Here is a 20,040-nt window from a genome sequence, read left to right on the forward strand (position 1 = left end):
CTGGCCGAGCGGATCGGTTGTCACGAATGCCGTCGTAATGTTGCGTCACGAGCGGGATTCCGTGGTGTGGATATGCGAAACGGGCCGCCACACCCGCCCGAAGGCGAGGTGACGACCCGTTCCCGAATGCTGCTTAAGCGTTGCCGCCCGAGAGCTTCTCGCGCAGAGCGGCGAGAGCCTCGTCGTCCGCGAGGGTGCCGGCGCCGGCAGCCTCGCTGGTGAAGGTCTGACCACCGAAGTCGTCTCCGGCCGCAGCCTCGGCCTCGGCCGCCTTGACGACCTGAGCCTTGTGCGCCTCCCAGCGAGCCTGGGCTGCAGCGTACTCCTGCTCCCATGCCTCGCGCTGGGCGTCGAAGCCTTCCTTCCACGCACCGGTCTCGGCGTCGAAGCCCTCCGGGTACTTGTACTCGCCGTTCTCGTCGTACTCGGCGAGCATGCCGTACAGGGCCGGGTCGAACTCGGTGCCGTTGGGGTCGACCGACTCGTTGGCCTGCTTCAGCGACAGCGAGATGCGACGACGCTCGAGGTCGATGTCGATGACCTTGACGAAGACCTCTTCGCCGACCGACACGACCTGCTCAGCCAGCTCGACGTGCTTGCTGGAGAGCTCGGAGATGTGGACGAGGCCCTCGATGCCGTCTGCGACGCGAACGAACGCACCGAACGGGACGAGCTTGGTGACCTTACCCGGCGTGACCTGTCCGATCGCGTGGGTACGGGCGAAGACCTGCCACGGGTCCTCCTGCGTCGCCTTCAGCGACAGGGAGACGCGCTCGCGGTCGAGGTCGACCTCGAGGATCTCGACGGTGACCTCCTGGCCCACCTCGACGACCTCGGAGGCGTGCTCGATGTGCTTCCAGGACAGCTCGGAGACGTGCACGAGGCCGTCCACGCCGCCCAGGTCGACGAACGCACCGAAGTTGACGATCGACGAGACGACACCCTTGCGGACCTGACCCTTGTGCAGGTTGTTCAGGAACGTGGTGCGCGACTCCGACTGCGTCTGCTCGAGCAGCGCACGGCGGCTCAGGACGACGTTGTTGCGGTTCTTGTCGAGTTCGAGGATCTTGGCCTCGATCTCCTGGCCGAGGTACGGCGTGAGGTCGCGGACGCGGCGCAGCTCGATGAGCGAAGCCGGCAGGAAGCCACGGAGGCCGATGTCGACGATGAGTCCACCCTTGACGACCTCGATGACCGTACCGGTGACGACGCCGTCGTTCTCCTTGATCTTCTCGACGTCTCCCCAGGCACGCTCGTACTGTGCGCGCTTCTTGGAGAGGATCAGACGGCCTTCCTTGTCCTCCTTCTGGAGAACGAGGGCCTCGACCAGATCGCCGACAGCGACGACCTCGTTGGGGTCGACGTCGTGCTTGATCGAGAGCTCGCGCGAGGGGATGACACCCTCGGTCTTGTAGCCGACATCGAGGAGGACCTCATCGCGGTCGATCTTGACGATCGTGCCTTCGATGATGTCGCCGTCGTTGAAGAACTTCAGGGTCTTCTCGACCGCGGCCAGGAAGTCCTCAGCAGATCCGATGTCGTTGATGGCGACCTGCTTGGTGGCCGGGGCGGTCGTTGCGGTAGTCATGTAGTGGGTTGTCCTTGTTGAATGGAGACTCGGGCTGGGAGGCAACGACCGCGCACGGCCGACTGCATGCTTCACAGCAGTTGGATTTTGGTTTTCTCGTCACGAGGGCACGCGCATGCACGCCACGAGTGACGGTTAAGGCTATCAGAAGTTCGGATACTGCAGGAGTCGAATTCCGACGGGCGCCGACCTGTGGATAACTCCCCCGGGCCCGACGCGCTCCGGGCTACCGTGACGGGGTGATCTCGCCGACTCCTCCTCTCGCCACTTCCCGTCGCCTCGGCGCTCTCACGATGGTCGCCGTTGCCGTGACACTCGCGGGCTGCGAGCCGACTCCGGCTCCGACGCCCACGCCGACCGCAGCCTTCGCCTCGGAAGAAGAAGCCTTCGCCGCCGCGGAGGCGACGTACCGGGCCTACACGGACGCATTGAACTCAGTCGACTTCAGCGATCCGTCGACGTTCGATGCGGTCTACGTGCTCCTGTCGAATGCAAGCGCAGCATCAACGAGGAAGATCTTCAGCGAGTTTCACGCTGCGAAAGTCCGGACGGTCGGACTCACGGAGTACGACTCATTTGCTGGAATCTCTGCAGACCTCTCAACTGGAAGCATCTCCGCAACCGTCTGCGTTGACGTAAGCGCTGTCGATGTGGTCGACGAGTCCGGAAATTCCATCGTCTTGTCCGATCGGCCCGACCGACAGCCAATGCTGATCAGCTTTGAGGGAACGCGTGGCGCGGGAAGCGTCACGATTGCAGCCCAGGATCCCGCGGACGATTTCACGTGCGCGCGGTAGCCGTCGTCCTCTTGCTCGTGCTCCAAGCTCCGTTCACGTCGGCGTCAGCAAGTAGTTCGTGCAATGCAGGCATCGCATGGGTTGCCGGATGCAGTACCAATGGCAATTCCCTGACGATCTCCGGCACCCAGACCCAGCCCTCTTCCGGCAGCCCACACAACAACCCCCCGGGCGGAGGGTCCCCGTCCACCCCGACCTCTCCGGCTTTCCCGGTGCACGAGTTCGACTTCGATTCGTGTCTCGACGACTGGAACAGCTCCCGCAGCTGCTTTCGCGCCGCAGTCGACGAGGAACCGACGTCACCCCCGCCACCGGCGACGGATGAGCCCGCCGCCCCGGCGATCACGATCGACGACCTCGCACAATTCGCTCCCGATCCGGTCGCGAACGTCGGCGAGCCCGACAACGTCGGTGTGGCCGGGATGCCGACGAACTTCGTCGCGGCGGCGTCCGCGCACACGCGCTCGGGCACCCTTCTCGGCACCCCTCTCTCGGTGCGGTTCACACCTGTCGACTATGAGTTCGTGCACGGCGACGGCACCTCTGCGACATCGAGCACCGGCGGACAGACCTGGTCGGCGCTCGGTCAGGCCCCGTTCACCCCGACCGCGACGAGCCACGTCTATCGCGAGCGCGGCACCTACCAGGCGCATGTCACCGTCCGCTACGCCGCGGAGGTCGACCTCGGCGGCGGCTGGTTCCCGGTCGCCGGTCGACTCACGATCCCGGGCCCCGCACGGGAAATACGCATCTTCGAGGCCCACACCGCACTCGTGGCCTTCACCTGCGAACAGCGCCCATGGGCCCCAGGCTGCTGAGCGACATCGAAGAAGAGCTAGCGCGCGATGGTCACGACGACCGGGGCGCCGTCCGCATCGACGTATCCGTCGAGCGTCAGTTTCGCGTCCTGGTCGATGCCCACCGCCGTCACGAACGTGATCTGCGGAACCAGATCCATCGTGCAGACCTCGTTCGCGCTCTCCTCCAGCCGAACGATCGCCTCGTTCTCGCTGACGGCCTCGACGGCCCCGGAGGCAGGCATGCAGGTCGACGATCCCCAGGTGAGGACCGCGAGTTCATGCGCGTCGATCCATGCCGCCGCGGGTGTCTGCTCGGGCATCCGATCGGCCGGGATGATCTCTCCTGACACGAGTCCGGGAAGCGTCAGTTCCGTGCTCTCTCCCCCGGGATCCGTCACTGTCAGCTCGACAGGTCGCGAGGAATCGAATGCCGCCGGCAGCCCGACGTACATCCCGTGAGCGGTCTGCACTGCCGCGCACACCTCATCCGTGCCGTCGACGAGAACGAGCTCGAGCGATTGGTCCCCCGCGACGATGTCCCCGATCTGCGGAGCGCACGCATCGCCCCACGTCTTCACGACGAACGACGTCGCATCCAGCCATGCCGCCTGCGGTGCGTACGTCGTGTCGGAGGTGTCCGGAGCGGACGTCGATTCCGGGACAGGGGAAGTCCCCGCCGACATCGCGCATCCGCTCAGTGCCGCAGCGAGCGCGAACCCACCCAGGACGAGGGACGAGAACGTGCGAAGAGAAGCTGTCATACCCGTGAGTGTCGCAACCGCGCGGATCGTCTCACGCTCCGGCCCGCGACCACCGCCCGGTGTCGCACGCCCGTGCCAGACTGTGCTGGTGACCGATCGCCTCATGCTGCTCGACACCGCCAGCCTCTACTTCCGCGCCTTCTACGGCGTCCCCGACAAGGTGACGGCGCCCGACGGCTCTCCGATCAACGCGGCTCGCGGTCTGCTCGACATCATCGCGAAGCTCGTCACGCTCTACGAGCCCACCCATGTCATCGCCTGCTGGGATGACGACTGGCGCCCGCAATGGCGCGTCGATCTGATCCCCAGCTACAAGACGCACCGTGTCGTCGAGGTCGTCGAGGTCGGACCTGACATCGAAGAGGTCCCCGACCCCCTCGAAGCGCAGATCCCCCTCATCCGGGAGACGCTCGCCGCGATCGGGATCCCAATCATCGGGGTGGCGGAGCACGAGGCCGACGACGTCATCGGCACGCTCGCGACCGGAGCGACGATGCCGGTCGACATCGTCACCGGAGACCGCGATCTGTTCCAGCTCGTCGACGACTCCCGCGATGTGCGGGTCATCTACACCGCGCGCGGCATGAGCAATCTCGAGGTCGTGACCGATGCGACCGTGGTCGCGAAGTACGGGGTGCTCCCCGCGCAGTATGCCGACTTCGCCACCATGCGCGGCGACGCCTCAGACGGTCTTCCCGGTGTGGCCGGGGTCGGTGAGAAGACCGCCGCGACGCTGCTGCAGACCCACGCCGATCTCGAGGGCATCCGCGCGGCCGCCGAGGCCGGAGAGGGCATGAGCGCCGGGGTGCGGGCGAAGGTGCTGGCCGCATCCGCCTACCTCGATGTGGCCCCCACCGTGGTCGCGGTCGCCACGTCGCTTCCCATCACGACGCCCGATATCCCGTTGCGAGTGCTCGATCCCGCGGAGGTCGATGCGGCGACGGCTCTCGCCGAGAAGTGGAACCTCGGCGGCTCGATGACGCGCGCGGTGGCAGCGGTGTCGAAGGCCGCCCTCGCGTCCGGCTGACCCCCGGTCAACCGCAGCTGCACCTATTCCGCCCAGGCGAGAAGCCGGGAGAGTCCCCAGGTCGTCACGATCCGGGAGGCGGGAATCCCCGCGCGCTCGGCTCGCTCCGCGCCGTGATCCAGCAACGAGAGCTGACCGGGAGCATGCGCATCCGAGTCGATGGAGAACAGGCATCCGGCTTCGAGCGCGATAGCGATCAGTTCATCCGGCGGATCCTGACGCTCGGGGCGCGAGTTGATCTCGACCGCCACTCCGTTGTCCGCGCATGCGGCGAAGACCGCAGCCGCGTCGAACGCCGACTCCGGGCGGGTCCCTCGTTCCCCCTGCACCAGGCGCCCGGTGCAGTGCCCGAGCACGTTCACCCTGGGGTGCGACACCGCGGCGATCATGCGTGCGGTCATCGGACGCGAGTCCATCCGCAACTTCGAATGCACCGATGCCACGACGATGTCCAGTTCGCGGAGCAGGGAGTCCTCCTGGTCGAGAGCGCCGTCCTCGAGGATGTCGACCTCGATGCCGGCGAGCAGGGTGAAACCGTCACCGGACTCCGCACGCACCAGGGGCATCTGCTCCCGAAGCCGCTCGGCCGAGAGCCCTCTGGCCACCCGAAGACGCGGCGAGTGATCCGTTATCGCCTGATACTCATGGCCCAACGCGCGAGCTGCCGCTGCCATGACAGAGATGGGAGTAGTGCCGTCGGACCAGTCGGTGTGAGCGTGCAGGTCGCCGCGCAGCTTCGTGCGCAGCAGCGAGACACGCTCAGGTTCGACGTCGCCACGCAGCTCGACGAGGTAGTCCGGCACCTGCCCGGCCTGCGCCTGACGGATCACCGCGAAGGTGGATTCTCCGATGCCCTTCGCCGCTCTCAGGCGGGTGGGATCGGCCCGGACGTCGTCCGGGAGATCCTGCAGGGTCGCGGCAGCCTGACGAAAAGCCTTCGCTCGGTACCGTGAGGCCCGCTCGCGCTCCAGAAGAGAGGCGATCTCCAGCAGGGCGTCGACGGGATCCACGGTCACTCCTTCGGGGCCGCCAGCTCGCGACTGACGGAGATCCACTGGTCGAGCTTGGCCAGGGCACGGCCGTCGTCGACCGCCGCCGATGCCTTGTCGTACCCCTCGCGCAGTCGTTCGAGGATCGGGCGCTGCACCTGCATGGCGTCCTGGGAGAGTTCGAACGCGACGATGCCCGCCGCCGCATTGAGCAGCACGATGTCGCGCACCGCCCCGGTCTCCCCCGCCAGCGTCCGTCGAAGCACCTCCGCGTTGTGCTGCGGAGATCCGCCGATCAGGTCGGCCAGGTCGGCGATCGGGATGTCGAGGTCACGGGGGTCGAGGTCGTGCTCGTGGATGTCCCCGCGGGTGACCTCCCAGATGCGGCTGTGGCCGGTCGTGGTGAGCTCGTCGAGTCCGTCGTCGCCTCGGAACACCAGCGCGGTCGCGCCGCGGGTCCGGAAGACGCCGGTGATCAGCGGTACGCGCTCGATCTGCGCGACACCCACGGCGTTGGCTTCGGCGCGCGCGGGGTTGCACAGCGGCCCGAGCATGTTGAAGACGGTGGGAACCCCGAGCTCCGCGCGGACGGATCCTGCGTGCTTGAAGCCGGGGTGGAACGCGCCCGCCCACGCGAAGGTGATCCCGGTGCGGTCGAGGATGGAAGCGACGGCGGCGGGGTCGAGTGACAGCTCGAGGCCGAGAGCACCGAGCACGTCTGAGGAGCCGGAAGCCGAACTCGCCGCACGGTTGCCGTGCTTGACGACGGGCACGCCGGTGGCGCCGATGATGATCGCCGCCGTGGTCGAGACGTTCACCGTGCCGACGCGGTCGCCGCCCGTCCCGACGATGTCGAGCACATCAGGAGAGACGGGAAGAGGGACCGCGGCCTCGAGGATCGCGTCGCGGAAGCCGACGATCTCGTCGATCGTCTCCCCCTTGGCACGAAGAGCGACGAGGAATCCTGCCAGCTGGGCCTCCGTGACGCTGCCCTGCATGATCTGCCGCATGGCCCACGTCGACTCCCACACGCTGAGATCGCGACGCTCCAGAAGAGAGGTGAGCACGTCGGACCAGGTCAGGGAATCAGCCATGTGTGCGATCCTATCGGCGCAGAGAAAACATGCAGATGCTTCCGAACACACGTGCACCCCACCCCCACCCCTTGTTTCCCGCGGATTCACCGGGTATTCGCAGTGTTTTCTTAGGGTCTCCTAAGTCGTCGACCGGCAACTCGAAGGTCGCTGGTGCAAGAATCACGCCCGCGGATCGGCCATAATGGAGGGGTGACGACCTCAGCGACGTATGCCCCGGCGGCGAGAACGATTAAGCGGCCCAACCCGGTAGCTGTCGGCACCATTGTGTGGCTCGGCAGTGAGGTGATGTTCTTCGCGGGACTCTTCGCGATCTACTTCACCCTCCGCAGCACCTCTCCGGAGCTGTGGGCGGCCCGGACCGAGCTGCTGAACGTCCCGTTCGCCGCAGTGAACACTGCGATCCTCGTACTCTCCTCGTTCACGTGCCAGATGGGCGTGTTCGCGGCAGAGGACCTGCAGCCCTACAAGATCGGCAAGGGACAGAAGAACGGCGCCGGACGCCGTCGCCTGTTCGGATGGGGAATGGTCGAGTGGTTCTTCCTCACCTTCGCCCTCGGCGCGATCTTCGTCTCCGGCCAGGTCTGGGAGTATGCCCAGCTCGTTGCTGAGGGCATGCCCATCAGCGCTGACTCGTACGCTTCCGCGTTCTACCTGACGACGGGCTTCCACGCCCTGCACGTCACCGGCGGACTGGTCGCGTTCCTGCTCGTCATCGGACGCGCATACGCCGTCAAGAACTTCCGGCACAAGGAGGCGACCTCCTCGATCGTGGTGTCCTACTACTGGCACTTCGTCGACGTCGTCTGGATCGTGCTGTTCCTCGTTATCTACTTCCTGAAATAAGAGCGGAGCTGATCCCCGAGATGGCACGAGAGAAGAAGCGCCGTTCCAGCGGTCGTCGCAGCCCTTTGGCGGCGGCCGCGCTCATCGGCGCAGGCCTCATGATCACCGGCGCCGTGTACGCCGGCGCGACCGCTGCGTTCGCCGCGACCGACACCCAGTCGGCGGCGACCTCGCACTTGACCGTCGAGGACGGCAAGAAGCTGTTCACGGCCAACTGCGCCACCTGCCACGGTCTCGACCTGCAGGGAACCGCCAATGGCCCCAGCCTCTACGGCGTGGGTGAGCTGGCGACCGAGTTCCAACTGTCGACCGGCCGCATGCCTCTGCAGATGCAGGGCCCCCAGGCGCCGCAGAAGGCCCCGCAGTTCACCGAGGACCAGATCCTCGCGATCTCGTCCTTCGTCCAGTCCGAGGCTCCCGGCCCGACGTTCCCGTCGGACCACATCCTCGACGGCAAGGGCGATGTCTCCAACGGCGCCGAGCTGTTCCGCGTCAACTGCGCGATGTGCCACAACGTGGCCGCCGCGGGTGGAGCGCTCACCGAGGGCAAGTACGCCCCCGGACTCAGCGAGACCAGCGCGCTGCACATGTATGCCGCCATGGTCACCGGCCCCCAGAACATGCCGGTCTTCGGCGACATGAACCTGTCCGACGAGGACAAGCGAGACATCATCTCGGCGCTGCTCTTCCAGCAGCAGTCCGTGCAGATCGGTGGCTTCTCGCTGGGCTCGCTCGGTCCGGTCTCCGAAGGCCTGTTCGTGTGGATCTTCGGTATCGGCGCGCTCGTCGCCGTCACCGTGTGGATCACGGCGAAGTCCAACTGACGCTTAATCATCGAAGAGGAACGTACGAGGAGCACCATGGCACACGACGACGACTCGCAGGCTCTTGACAGGGCCTACCAGCCCTCTCCGGGGCTGGGTGTCGCAGTCAGCGATCCCGTGCAGAACCCCGGGCTTCCGCCGCACCGCGAGCGGATGACCGATAAGGACCCGCGCGCCGAGAAGGCCGCTGTCCGCACTGTCTACACGCTGTTCTATCTCTCGCTCGCCGGCAGCATCTGGGCGGTCGCCGCCTACATGCTGTTCCCGATCGAGAGCGGCGCGCTCATCGACATCCGGCAGAACAACCTCTTCATCGGTCTCGGCATCGCGCTCGCGCTGCTGGCCCTCGGCATCGGTGCCATCCACTGGTCCAAGGCCCTCATGTCCGACAAGGAGTTCATCGAGCACCGCCACCCCACCCGTGGCAAGGACTCCACGCGCGAAGCGGCCATCAAGGCCTTCTCCGACGCGAATGAAGAGTCGGGCTTCGGCCGTCGCTCGATGATCCGCAACTCGCTTTTCGCCGCGATCGTCGCCTCGATCATCCCCGGCGTGACGCTGTTCCGTGGCCTGGCGCCGCACTCCACTCCGGAAGACCCCACCGCGGGCGACCCGGTCGTGCTGCTCAAGCACACCATGTGGGAAGAGGGTGCGCGCCTGGTGCGCGATCCCGACGGCACCCCGATCCGCGCGGCTGACGTCACCCTGGGTTCGGCGTTCCACGTGATCCCGGAGGAACTCGCCACCCTCAGCCACAGCGACGGCTACCTCGAAGAGAAGGCCAAGGCTATCGTGCTGATGATGCGCCTGCGCCCCGAGCAGCTGATCGAGGCCGAGGACCGCAAGGACTGGTCCTACGACGGCATCGTCGCGTACTCCAAGGTCTGCACGCACGTCGGATGCCCTGTGGCTCTGTACGAGCAGCAGACCCACCACCTGCTGTGCCCGTGCCACCAGTCGCAGTTCGATGTCACGGACCATGCAAAGGTCATCTTCGGCCCGGCGGCTCGTCCGCTGCCGCAGCTGCCCATCACCGTCGATGACGAGGGCTACCTGGTCGCACGCAGCGACTTCAAGGAACCCGTCGGCCCGAGCTTCTGGGAGCGCCATTGAGCACCGCAACGCTGTCCAAAGAGGACAAGGACACCAAGGCGCCCCTCGGCGGTCGCTTCGTCGGTGCCGCGTCGAACTACATCGATGAGCGCACCAGCCTCTCCGGCTTCGTCAAGGAGCTCGGACGCAAGATCTTCCCCGACCACTGGTCGTTCATGCTCGGCGAGATCGCGCTCTGGAGCTTCGTCGTGGTGTTCCTCTCCGGAACCTTCCTGACGTTCTTCTTCCAGGCGTCCATGGTCGAGACCCACTACACCGGCGCCTACGCTCCGATGCGGGGTATCGAGATGTCCGCGGCGCTCGAGTCGTCGCTGCACATCTCCTTCGATCTGCGCGGTGGACTCCTGGTCCGGCAGATCCACCACTGGGCCGCCCTCGTGTTCATCGCCGGCATCGGCGTGCACATGCTCCGCGTGTTCTTCACCGGTGCCTTCCGCAAGCCGCGTGAGCTCAACTGGGTGATCGGCTTCATCCTCTTCATCCTCGCGATGGCCGAGGGCTTCACCGGATACTCGCTTCCCGACGACCTGCTCTCGGGCAACGGCCTCCGCATCATCGACGGCATGATCAAGGGTCTCCCCCTGATCGGCACCTGGACCTCGTTCCTCCTCTTCGGTGGCGAGTTCCCGGGTACCGACATCGTCGGACGCCTGTACACGCTGCACATCCTGCTGCTGCCGATGCTCGTCATCGCGCTGATCGTGGTGCACCTGATGCTCATGATCATCAACAAGCACACGCAGTTCGCCGGCCCGGGCCGCACGAACGACAACGTCGTGGGCTACCCGATGATGCCGGTGTACATGTCCAAGATGGGCGGATACCTGTTCATCGTCTTCGGCACCATCGTGTTGATCGCGACGTTCTTCCAGATCAACCCGATCTGGAACTACGGTCCGTACGACCCGTCCCCTGTCTCTGCCGGCACCCAGCCCGACTGGTACATCGGCTTCGCCGACGGCGCCCTGCGTCTGGCACCGTCGAACTGGGACATCGTCTTCCTCGACCACACCTGGTCGTTCGGCATCATCGCCCCGGTTCTGGTCCTCGGCCTGTTCATCGTGGCGGTGGCGATCTACCCCTTCATCGAGGCGTGGGTCACCGGAGACAAGCGCGAGCACCACATCGCACAGCGCCCGCGCAACGCCGCGACGCGCACGGCGATCGGTGTGGCCGGCGTCATCTTCTACGCCGTCCTCTGGGCTGCGGCATCGTCCGACCTCATCGCGACGCACTTCATGCTCACGATGGAGGGCGTGATCCACACGCTGCAGGCCCTGCTCTTCCTCGGGCCGATCCTCGGTTACTTCGTCACGAAGCGCATCTGCATCGCGCTGCAGAAGAAGGACCGCGAGATCGTTCTGCACGGTTTCGAGTCCGGCCGCATCGTCCGCCTCCCCGGAGGCGAGTTCATCGAGGTGCACCAGCCGGTCGACAAGTACGACCGCTGGAAGCTGATCGATGTCGACACTTACGAGCCCCTCGTGGTGCGCCCCAATGACAAGGGCCGCATCCCGTGGACCGAGAACCTCCGTTCCTCGATCTCCCGTTGGTTCTTCGAGGACCGTCTCGCCCCGCTCACGCAGGCCGAGGTCGAGGCGGCGGATGCTCACCAGCACCACGTCACGGCTCACAACGACGAGACCGAGGCTGCAGAGATCCAGGGCGCCCACGAGCGCGCAGGATTCCCTGACGCCCCGCTCACGGTCGATGAGACCCACGTCGACGAGACGCCGAACACGCCGAGCACGGTCATCGCGACCGAGCCGGTGAAGAAGCCTCGCAAGAAGTCGGAGGATGGCGAGTAGTCGCCACTCCCCCACTGATGAAGGCCTCGTCCCTGCGGACGGGGCCTTCATCGTTAATCCCCTAATGAGAGGATCGATCCATGTCGTCCGTCGTCCAGCTGATCCGCGGCACCGCCCTCGCCGAAGTCCCCTACGCCTACGCCGCGACCGCACCGGCCGGCTCACGCCTGATCTTCCTCGCCGGCGCGTGCCCGCTGAACGACGACGGCACGACTGCTGCACCCGGTGACTACGCCGCTCAGGCGGCCAAGTGCGTAGAGACCCTCCAGGGGGCGCTCGAGATCGCCGGCGCGACCATCACCGACGTCATCAGCACGCGGGTACTCGTGGCGTCCTCATCGCAGGCCGACCTCGTCGCGGCCTGGGATGTCATCCATGCGGCTTTCGGCGCGCACGACGTGCCCAGCACGCTCCTGGGCGTGACGGTGCTCGGCTACGACGACCAGCTGGTCGAGATCGAAGCGATCGCGGCTGTCTCCGAATGAGCATCAACGTCGTCGTCCGCCCGGCCGCGCCCGACGATGACGCGGCAACGGAACAGATCGAAGTGGCCGCCGATGCCCTCCTCATCGAACGGTTCGGAGCCGTCGACTGGCCTCCCCCGACGCCCCCGCAGGAACGCGCGTCGATGCCGGGCTTCGTCCTCGTCGCCGAACACCACGACGGGATCACCACGACGCCGGTCGTTGTCGGATTCGTGCACGTGCTGGAGCTCGACGGCCACGCGCATCTCGAGCAGCTCTCGGTGCTTCCCTCTTACGGACGCCAGGGTATCGGTCGTGAGCTCGTCACGGCCGCGCTCACGGAATCGCGCCACCGGGGTCATACCGAGATCACCCTTCGGACCTACATCGACGTGCCCTGGAACGCCCCCTTCTACACGTCCTGCGGCTTCGTCGTGAGCGAGCCGGACACCTCACTGCTCCGAGATCTGGTCCAGGTCGAATCCGCGCTGGGCCTCTTCGAGCACGGACCGCGCACGCAGATGACGGCTGTGCTCTGATTCACGGCTGTGCTCTGATCCACGGATGTGCTCTGATCGGTAGTAGTACGTCGATCGTCGAACGCGCCACGACCGACGACGGCACCTCTGCCGCTGACCTCGCCGGGCCGCCCTGGCTGGCGTATACCCCCGGCTCCGGCATTGACCGCAATCCGTCGCTGAGCGACTGGATTCCGCCGGATGGTTCCCGCGTGTCTCCGTAGGCTGGAATCATGATCGATCGTGCCGAGTTCTACGCAGCCAAGTTGACCTATGAGACAGACCCCAGCGATGTGCACGCGGCGCTCAAGGCCGGCGAGAACATCGTCGTCGTCGACGTCCGCTCCGACGAGGCGTGGGCCCAGGGGCGGATCGCCGGTGCCGTGCACATGCACTACAGCGAGATCGCCTCGCGTGCTGCCACCGAGATCCCCGAGGGTACGGACGTGGTCGTCTACTGCTGGAGCCCCGGCTGCAACGCCGGCGCCAAGGGCGCGCTCGAGTTCGCCCGCCTCGGATACGCCGTACGCGAGATGATCGGCGGTTTCGAGTACTGGGTCCGGGAGGGTTACGCGGTCGAAGACAGCGATGGCGTCCACCACCGCCCCGTGGATCCGTTGACCGGCATCGCACGCATCCGCGCCCACGCCTGATCACGGCCCCGGCGCACTGAAGAAGGCCCCCGGATTCCTCCGGGGGCCTTCTTCAGTGCAGCTGGGTCAGCGGGCGAAGTTGCCGCGGTAGTACTCGTACACCCAGCCGACGATCGCGACGACGAAGATCGCGAGGCCGATCGGCAGGAGGAAGTGCCCGACCGCGAGCCCCACCACGAAGACTCCCGCCGAGGCAGCGAGGACGATGGGCCACCAGGACCACGGGCTGAACTCGCCGAGCTCCGGGTCACCGTCGTCGATGTCGGAGGTCAGGATGTCTTCGGGCAGCTCACCACGCTGCGCCTTGTGAGTGCGATCGAGATAGAACGCGATCATCGCTGCCATGAAGGCGGCGAAGAACAGGGCGACCGTACCGACCCACTCGATTCGCATCGCGAAGTTGTCGTTCGGTGTGGCCAGGATGTGCCAACCGGTGTAGACGACTCCGACGAGAGCGAAGAACGCCGTCAGGATCCACCAGAGAATGACGTTGTCGCGCATGACTTAGTGGGCCTCTCGCTCGCCGGGAGCCGTCGTGGCGAACTCCGCAGCCTCCGGGTGATTCAGGTCGAACGCAGGCCGCTCGCTGCGGATGCGCGGGATCGACGTGAAGTTGTGACGCGGGGGCGGGCAGGACGTCGCCCACTCGAGCGATCCGCCGTAGCCCCACGGGTCGTTGACCGTGACCTTCGGAGCCTTGCGGGCGGTGATCCAGACGTTCAGGAAGAACGGCAGCATCGAAGCGCCCAGGATGATGGCACCGATCGTCGAGACCTGGTTCTGCCAGGTCCAGCCGTCGGCCTCCGAGTAGTCGGCGTAACGACGCACCATGCCGTCGACGCCCAGCCAGTGCTGGATGAGGAAGGTCATGTGGAAACCGATGAACAGAAGCCAGAAGTGCACGTAGCCGAGGCGCTCGTTCAGCATGCGTCCGGTCCACTTCGGCCACCAGAAGTAGAAGCCGGCGAACATGGCGAACACCACGGTTCCGAACACCACGTAGTGGAAGTGGGCGACCACGAAGTACGAGTCGGACAGCGCGAAGTCCAGCGGCGGAGCCGCGAGGATGACACCGGTCAGACCACCGAAGACGAACGACACGAGGAACCCGAGGGCGAAGACCATCGGAGTCTCGAAGGTGACCGACCCTCGCCAGAGGGTACCGATCCAGTTGAAGATCTTCACACCCGTCGGCACGGCGATCAGCATCGTCATGAGCGCGAAGAACGGCAGCAGGACCGAGCCCGTCACGTACATGTGGTGAGCCCACACCGCGACCGAGAGAGCGGCGATGGCGATCGTCGCGTAGACGAGGGTCTTGTATCCGAAGATCGGCTTGCGGCTGAAGACCGGGAAGATCTCGGAGACGATACCGAAGAACGGCAGCGCGATGATGTACACCTCGGGGTGACCGAAGAACCAGAACAGGTGCTGCCAGAGCAGAACGCCGCCGTTGGCCGGGTCGTAGATGTGAGCACCGAGGATGCGGTCGGCCGCCGCGGCGAAGATGGCTGCGGCAAGCACCGGGAACGCCATCAGGATCAGGAGGCTCGTGATGAGCGTGTTCCACGAGAAGATCGGCATGCGCCACATCGTCATACCGGGGGCACGCATCGTGATGATCGTGGTGATGAAGTTGACGGCACCGAGGATCGTTCCGAATCCGGAGATGCCGAGACCCACCATCCAGAGGTTTCCACCCGCACCCGGCGAGAACGATGCCCCTGCCAACGGCTGATAGGCGAACCACCCGAAGGATGCCGCGCCCTGCGGGGTGAGGAAGCCGGCCACCGCGATCGTGGAACCGAACAGGAAGAGCCAGAAGGCGAAGGCGTTCAGACGCGGGAAGGCGACGTCAGGGGCACCGATCTGCAGGGGCAGGATCGCGTTGGCGAAGCCGGCGAACAGCGGCGTCGCGAACATCAGCAGCATGATCGTGCCGTGCATCGTGAACAGCTGGTTGTACTGCTCCTTGGTCGGGATGATCTGCATACCCGGCGCGAACAGCTCGGCACGGATGACCAGTGCCATCACACCACCGAGGAGGAAGAACATCACCGACGCGATCAGGTACATGTACCCGATGGTCTTGTGGTCGGTGGAGGTGATCCACTTGACGACGATGTTGCCCTTCTGCTCGACGCGCGAGGAGCTCATGAGAGCGGCCTGGCGTGCGGGCAGAGTCTGGGGACGCGAGCGGGGAGACTCGTCGGTACGGGGAGCTTCTGTGGTCGACATGGCTTACTCCCCTCCTTCCTCGGTGTCGGTCTTCGGGGTGGTCCCCGGAAGGTTCGAGAGACGGTCGTAGGCGCCGGTGATGTCACCGGTGTTGCCCTGCTCCTCGAGCGACGCGAGGTAGGAGTCGTACTCGCTCTGCGAGACGACCTTCACGTTGAAGAGCATCATCGAGTGGTACTCACCGCAGAGCTCGGCGCACTTGCCGGCGTACTCGCCCTCACGGGTGGGGATGAACGACCAGGAGTTGTCCTTCCCGATGAACATGTCCTTCTTGTACAGGAAGTCGATGATCCAGAAGGAGTGGATGACGTCGCGCGACTGAAGGTTGATCGTGACCTTCTTGTCGACCGGCAGCACCAGCGTCGGCAGCTGCGCCTGATCGATGTTGCCGTCCTTGTCGGGCTGGGCCTGGATGCCCATAGTCCACACGGCGTCGGAGTTGTCCTTCTCGTCACCGTCGTACTGGAAGTCCCACGCCCACTGCTTCGCGATGGCGGTGATCTCGACGTCGGGCTCGTCCCACTTGGCCTCGATCTCCGTCTGATCGCGAGCGGTGAAGAAGAACATGCCCAGAACCAGGATGAGCGGCACGATCGTGTAGAAGATCTCGATCGGCATGTTGTAGCGCATCTGCACCGGGAGACCGGTCTGGCCCTTGCGACGGCGGTAGGCGATCGCCGCCCAGGCCATCAGGCCCCAGGTGATGATGCCGACGGCGAGAAGCACGATCCACGAGTTGACCCAGAGCGACGAGACACGCTCGGTCTGGTTGGTGGCCGCGGGTCCACCCTCCACGAAGCCCGGAAGAAAGCCGTTCAGCTCGGTGGGAGAGCATCCCGCCAGGGCCAAGGCTGCCGCAACTCCCACAGGGAGGGCGGCCCAACGAAGGCTGCGTTTCGAGGGCACGATGCACCTTTCAGATCGCGAACAGAGCACACCCAAGTCTAGGGCAACCTCACACCTGATTCATGCCATCCACGCAGGTTGTGGAACCAGAACGGCCGCCGTCACCGATGGTGACGGCGGCCGAGTCGGCAGAGCGAGGATCAGTGGAAGCTGTCGCCGCACGCGCAGCTGCCCGCTGCATTGGGGTTGTCGATCGTGAACCCCTGCTCGGAGATCGTGTCCTTGAAGTCGATCGCCGCACCGTCGAGGTACGGGACGCTCATGTTGTCGATGATCACCTCGACGCCGTCGAAGTCGACCGTCTCGTCGCCCTCGAGATAGCGCTCGTCGAAGTACAGCTGGTAGATCAGGCCCGAGCATCCGCCCGGCTGCACGGCGACACGCAGACGCAGGTCGTCGCGGCCTTCCTGCTCGAGGAGGTTCTTCACCTTCGTGGCAGCAGCGTCGGTCAGGGTGACGCCGTGTGCGCGGGTGGTCTCTGGGGAGAGTGTGGTGTCGCTCATGTCGCTCCTTGTGACGGGCCGCAGATGCACGGCTTCTCGGATGATTCTACCGCCGCAGATGCTGTGAGGCTCAGAGTTCCGCCTCATTCATGCGGGCCAGCAGCAGCGCCTCGGTCGCGACCGCATGACGGAACGTGTCGAGGTGCAGCGACTCGTTCGGGCTGTGTGCCCGCGAATGGGGATCTTCGACACCGGTGACCAGGATCTGTGCAGCCGGGAACTCTCGCACCAGATCGGCGATGAAGGGGATCGATCCCCCCACGCCCAGATCGACCGGAGCGACTCCGTAGCCGTCACGCATGGCGTCGCGGGTGAGGGCGACCGCCCAGCCGCTCGTGTCCACCAGGAAGCCGTCGCCGAGATCGACATCCGAGAACGTGAGCTCTGCTCCGAACGGCGCATGCGCACGAAGGTGACTCTCGAGTGCGTCGTAGGCTTCCTGACCGGTCTGCCCGGGGGCGACGCGAGCGCTGATCACGACGGTCAGCTCGGGGAGCAACGTGTTGGACGCCGCCGCGACGCTCGTGGCATCGATACCGATCACCGTGACCGACGGCTTGTTCCAGATGCGGCTGAGGATCGTCCCGTCACCGATCGGAGTGGTGCCGGGCAGAAGTCCGGCCTCATCGCGCAGAGTCGCCTCGGTGTAGTCCGGCGTCGGCGCATCGCGCTCCGTCATTCCCTCGACCGCCACCGAGCCGTCGGCGTTCCACAGCGTGGACAGCAACGTCACGGTCGCCATCATCGCGTCGGGCACCGCGCCACCGAACATCCCGGAGTGCGAGGCGTGGTCCAGGGTGCGCACGCGCATCGTGAAGCGCGCGTTGCCGCGGAGGGAGACGGTGAGACCAGGAGTCACGGAATCCCAGTTGCCGGAATCCGCGACGACGATGGCGTCGGCGCGGAGCGCGTCCTTGTTGTCGGAGAGGAACTGGGCGAACGAGCGGGATCCATACTCCTCTTCCCCCTCGATGAACATCGCGATCCCGAGCTCGAGGTCATCGCCGAGCACCTCGCTCACCGCGCGGATCGAGGCGATGTGCGACATGATCCCGGCCTTGTCGTCTGCCGCTCCACGCCCGTAGAGACGCCCGTCGCGCACGGTCGGCTCGAACGGCGGCGTCTCCCACAGAGCGTCATCCCCGGGAGGCTGCACGTCGTGGTGCGCGTAGAGCAGGATGGTGGGCTTGCCGTTGCGCGCCGCGCGGGTGGCGAGGATGGCCGGCTGTCCCTGCTCGTCAGTGCCCGGGATCGCGGCGCGGAGCACGCGAACCTCGTCGAACACCCCGGTGTCCGATGCCAGGGCCGCCACGGCCTCCGCACTGCGTTCCAGCTGGGTCTGATCGAATGCGGGCCAGGCCATCCCCGGAATGCGTACGAGGTGACCGAGATCCGACAGCGCTGCGGGGATTCCGGTCGCCACCGCCTCGAGGACGGCGGCATCGGACTCACGGGGAGGAACAGGAGAGGTCATGCGAGTAATCTTAAGGTGATCCCCCGCCGGCGAACCGAGGAACTCCGTGTCCACTACCCCTGCCTCCCCTTCCACGAACGACGACGCCCCCGAGACGACTGCCGTCGGCAAGGGGCGCGCGACGCCGACCCGTGCGGAGCAGGAGGCAGCACGTCGCCGCCCCCTGGTCGCCAACACCAAGGAAGCGAAGGCGGCCGCGAAGGCGGACCTCAACGAGCGTCGCGCCCGCGCCCAGGCCGGCATGGCCGCCGGCGAGGAGAAGTACCTCCCCGTCCGCGACAAGGGTCCGCAGCGCCGTTGGGTGCGCGACTACGTGGATGCCGGCTGGCACCCGGCCGAGTTCGTGATGGGAGTGATGGTGCTGGTCATCCTCGCCTCGCTCGTTCCGGCCAACACGGTCATCTCGTTCTACGCCTACATCGTCATGATGGGCTACCTCGTCATCGCCATCGGCGGCATGGTCCTGCTCGGCATGCGGGTCAAGCGCAAGGCCGCGGCGAAGTTCGGCAAGGATCGCCTCGAGCGCGGCCTCGGATGGTACGCCGCGATGCGCGCGCTCCAGATGCGCTTCATGCGTCTGCCGAAGCCGCAGGTCAAGCGCGGCCAGTACCCCGACTGAGCAGTCCCCTGTTGATCTCGCGGCCCCAGAACGGACCGCGGTACAGGAAAGCGGTGTAGCCCTGCACGAGGGTCGCCCCCGCATCGAGGCGCTCCTGCACGTCGGACGGCGTCTCCACTCCCCCGACGGCGATCACGCAGAAGTCGGAAGGAACCGCTTCGCGCACCACGCGGAGCACTTCGAGCGAGCGCTTCTTCAACGGCGCTCCGGACAGACCTCCCGCTCCGGCAGCCTCGACTGTGGCGGCATCCGTGAGCAGCCCGTCTCGGCTGATCGTGGTGTTGTGAGCGATGATTCCTGCGAGCCCCTCGGCTACCGCCATCTGCGCGATCGCCGTGATCTCCTCGTCAGAGAGGTCCGGTGCGATCTTGACGAGCAGCGGAGTGGCCCCGGCTGCCTCGCGCACGGCACGCAACAGCGGCGCGAGCGTTTCGACGGCCTGCAGTCCCCGAAGGCCCGGGGTGTTCGGAGACGACACGTTCACGGCCAGATAGTCGGCGAGCGGAGCCAGCCGCGCCGCCGAAGCCACGTAGTCGGCCGTCGCATCCTCGACCTCGACGACTCGGCTCTTGCCGATGTTGACACCGATGATCGTGTCGGGGGCCCCGCGACGCAGGCGTGCGAGACGACGTGCCGCTGCATCCGCACCCGCGTTGTTGAAGCCCATCCGATTGATCACGGCACGGTCCGCGATGAGACGGAAGAGCCGCGGCTTCGGGTTGCCATCCTGCGGTATCGCGGTCACGGTGCCGACTTCCACGTGCCCGAAGCCGAGAGCCGCGAGTCCCCGCACACCCACCGCGTTCTTGTCGAAACCCGCGGCGACGCCGAACGGTGACGGGAACGTGAGACCGAGCGCTTCGACGCGCAGCGACGGGTCGGGACGGGTGATCGCACGCGTGGCCCACGAGAACGGGGGCACGCCGAGAACGCGGATCACCGCCATGCCGGCGTGGTGGGCGAACTCGGGATCGAAGCGCGAGAGGACAGCGCGGAAGAGCAGCGGATACATCCCTGC

Annotated in this window: 21 protein-coding genes; 11 read left to right on the plus strand and 10 right to left on the minus strand. The window is 66.0% G+C overall.

The window, feature by feature from the left end; translation table 11 throughout:
- Nucleotides 1-133: 133 nt before the first annotated feature.
- Nucleotides 134-1,588 (minus strand): 30S ribosomal protein S1, encoded by a 1,455-nt coding sequence (gene rpsA / locus DW307_RS14165; RefSeq protein ID WP_021201539.1) that lies wholly within the window; start codon nucleotides 1,586-1,588, stop codon nucleotides 134-136.
- A gap of 239 nt (nucleotides 1,589-1,827) precedes the next feature.
- Here rpsA and DW307_RS14170 point away from each other — a divergent pair, with 239 nt between their 5' ends.
- Both DW307_RS14170 and DW307_RS14175 read left to right on the plus strand, forming a co-directional pair.
- Nucleotides 1,828-2,385: a hypothetical protein gene (locus tag DW307_RS14170; protein ID WP_136025026.1), complete on the plus strand. Its 558-nt coding sequence runs from the start codon at nucleotides 1,828-1,830 to the stop codon at nucleotides 2,383-2,385.
- A 212-nt stretch (nucleotides 2,386-2,597) separates the two neighbouring features.
- The gene (locus DW307_RS14175) at nucleotides 2,598-3,203 is read left to right on the plus strand and encodes a hypothetical protein (RefSeq protein WP_240750663.1); all 606 of its coding nucleotides are present in this window, start codon (nucleotides 2,598-2,600) and stop codon (nucleotides 3,201-3,203) included.
- A 17-nt stretch (nucleotides 3,204-3,220) separates the two neighbouring features.
- Here the strand turns inward: DW307_RS14175 and DW307_RS14180 are convergent, their stop codons facing one another.
- A complete protein-coding gene (locus DW307_RS14180) occupies nucleotides 3,221-3,946 on the minus strand; it encodes a hypothetical protein (RefSeq protein WP_136025027.1) in 726 nt (241 codons plus the stop codon).
- A gap of 88 nt (nucleotides 3,947-4,034) precedes the next feature.
- On the opposite strand from DW307_RS14180, the gene DW307_RS14185 reads away from it, so the two are divergent.
- On the plus strand, nucleotides 4,035-4,973 hold the full coding sequence (locus DW307_RS14185; RefSeq protein WP_136025028.1) for a 5'-3' exonuclease: 939 nt from the start codon (nucleotides 4,035-4,037) through the stop codon (nucleotides 4,971-4,973).
- Nucleotides 4,974-4,996: 23 nt separating this feature from the next.
- Here the strand turns inward: DW307_RS14185 and DW307_RS14190 are convergent, their stop codons facing one another.
- Together DW307_RS14190 and trpD are read right to left on the minus strand one after the other, a co-directional pair.
- Nucleotides 4,997-5,983 carry a PHP domain-containing protein gene (locus DW307_RS14190; protein ID WP_029258328.1) on the minus strand — a complete coding sequence of 329 codons (987 nt, stop codon included), beginning with the start codon at nucleotides 5,981-5,983 and terminating at the stop codon, nucleotides 4,997-4,999.
- A 2-nt stretch (nucleotides 5,984-5,985) separates the two neighbouring features.
- Nucleotides 5,986-7,056 (minus strand): anthranilate phosphoribosyltransferase, encoded by a 1,071-nt coding sequence (gene trpD, locus DW307_RS14195; RefSeq protein WP_029258329.1) that lies wholly within the window; start codon nucleotides 7,054-7,056, stop codon nucleotides 5,986-5,988.
- A 192-nt stretch (nucleotides 7,057-7,248) separates the two neighbouring features.
- On the opposite strand from trpD, the gene ctaE reads away from it, so the two are divergent.
- The 7 genes from ctaE (at nucleotide 7,249) to DW307_RS14230 (ending at nucleotide 13,282) form a co-directional block, all read left to right on the plus strand.
- Nucleotides 7,249-7,902, plus strand: a complete 654-nt coding sequence (gene ctaE / locus DW307_RS14200; RefSeq protein ID WP_029258330.1) for an aa3-type cytochrome oxidase subunit III — start codon at nucleotides 7,249-7,251, stop codon at nucleotides 7,900-7,902.
- 20 nt (nucleotides 7,903-7,922) lie between these two features.
- Nucleotides 7,923-8,726, plus strand: coding sequence for a cytochrome bc1 complex diheme cytochrome c subunit (qcrC, locus tag DW307_RS14205; RefSeq protein ID WP_136025029.1), 804 nt, complete (start codon nucleotides 7,923-7,925; stop codon nucleotides 8,724-8,726).
- 36 nt (nucleotides 8,727-8,762) lie between these two features.
- A complete protein-coding gene (gene qcrA / locus DW307_RS14210) occupies nucleotides 8,763-9,839 on the plus strand; it encodes a cytochrome bc1 complex Rieske iron-sulfur subunit (protein WP_021201548.1) in 1,077 nt (358 codons plus the stop codon).
- The gene (qcrB, locus tag DW307_RS14215; protein ID WP_021201549.1) at nucleotides 9,836-11,647 is read left to right on the plus strand and encodes a cytochrome bc1 complex cytochrome b subunit; all 1,812 of its coding nucleotides are present in this window, start codon (nucleotides 9,836-9,838) and stop codon (nucleotides 11,645-11,647) included. Before qcrA ends, qcrB begins: the two co-directional genes overlap by 4 nt.
- A gap of 80 nt (nucleotides 11,648-11,727) precedes the next feature.
- Nucleotides 11,728-12,132 (plus strand): RidA family protein, encoded by a 405-nt coding sequence (locus DW307_RS14220; protein ID WP_021201550.1) that lies wholly within the window; start codon nucleotides 11,728-11,730, stop codon nucleotides 12,130-12,132.
- A complete protein-coding gene (locus DW307_RS14225) occupies nucleotides 12,129-12,650 on the plus strand; it encodes a GNAT family N-acetyltransferase (RefSeq protein ID WP_168441039.1) in 522 nt (173 codons plus the stop codon). The genes DW307_RS14220 and DW307_RS14225 overlap by 4 nt, the downstream gene beginning before the upstream one ends.
- Nucleotides 12,651-12,862: 212 nt before the next feature.
- Complete coding sequence (locus tag DW307_RS14230) at nucleotides 12,863-13,282, plus strand: rhodanese-like domain-containing protein (protein ID WP_029264927.1); 420 nt, start codon at nucleotides 12,863-12,865, stop codon at nucleotides 13,280-13,282.
- A gap of 66 nt (nucleotides 13,283-13,348) precedes the next feature.
- Here the strand turns inward: DW307_RS14230 and ctaF are convergent, their stop codons facing one another.
- The 5 genes from ctaF to DW307_RS14255 all read right to left on the minus strand — a co-directional run bounded on the left by ctaF (nucleotide 13,349) and on the right by DW307_RS14255 (nucleotide 18,403).
- A complete protein-coding gene (ctaF, locus tag DW307_RS14235) occupies nucleotides 13,349-13,783 on the minus strand; it encodes an aa3-type cytochrome oxidase subunit IV (RefSeq protein ID WP_021201553.1) in 435 nt (144 codons plus the stop codon).
- Between the two features lie 3 nt (nucleotides 13,784-13,786).
- A complete protein-coding gene (gene ctaD, locus DW307_RS14240) occupies nucleotides 13,787-15,520 on the minus strand; it encodes an aa3-type cytochrome oxidase subunit I (protein ID WP_021201554.1) in 1,734 nt (577 codons plus the stop codon).
- A gap of 3 nt (nucleotides 15,521-15,523) precedes the next feature.
- On the minus strand, nucleotides 15,524-16,426 hold the full coding sequence (gene ctaC / locus DW307_RS14245) for an aa3-type cytochrome oxidase subunit II (RefSeq protein ID WP_029258335.1): 903 nt from the start codon (nucleotides 16,424-16,426) through the stop codon (nucleotides 15,524-15,526).
- 140 nt (nucleotides 16,427-16,566) lie between these two features.
- Nucleotides 16,567-16,929, minus strand: coding sequence for an iron-sulfur cluster insertion protein ErpA (gene erpA, locus DW307_RS14250; protein ID WP_017830247.1), 363 nt, complete (start codon nucleotides 16,927-16,929; stop codon nucleotides 16,567-16,569).
- A 70-nt stretch (nucleotides 16,930-16,999) separates the two neighbouring features.
- A complete protein-coding gene (locus DW307_RS14255) occupies nucleotides 17,000-18,403 on the minus strand; it encodes a dipeptidase (protein ID WP_136025030.1) in 1,404 nt (467 codons plus the stop codon).
- 46 nt (nucleotides 18,404-18,449) lie between these two features.
- Here DW307_RS14255 and DW307_RS14260 point away from each other — a divergent pair, with 46 nt between their 5' ends.
- Nucleotides 18,450-19,022, plus strand: a complete 573-nt coding sequence (locus tag DW307_RS14260) for a DUF3043 domain-containing protein (protein WP_029264925.1) — start codon at nucleotides 18,450-18,452, stop codon at nucleotides 19,020-19,022.
- Here the strand turns inward: DW307_RS14260 and DW307_RS14265 are convergent.
- On the minus strand, nucleotides 18,997-20,034 hold the full coding sequence (locus tag DW307_RS14265) for a quinone-dependent dihydroorotate dehydrogenase (RefSeq protein WP_021201558.1): 1,038 nt from the start codon (nucleotides 20,032-20,034) through the stop codon (nucleotides 18,997-18,999). The genes DW307_RS14260 and DW307_RS14265 overlap by 26 nt on opposite strands.
- Nucleotides 20,035-20,040: the final 6 nt, after the last annotated feature.

Source organism: Microbacterium sp. K27 (assembly GCF_004794435.1).
GTDB classification, from domain to species: domain Bacteria; phylum Actinomycetota; class Actinomycetes; order Actinomycetales; family Microbacteriaceae; genus Microbacterium; species Microbacterium maritypicum_A.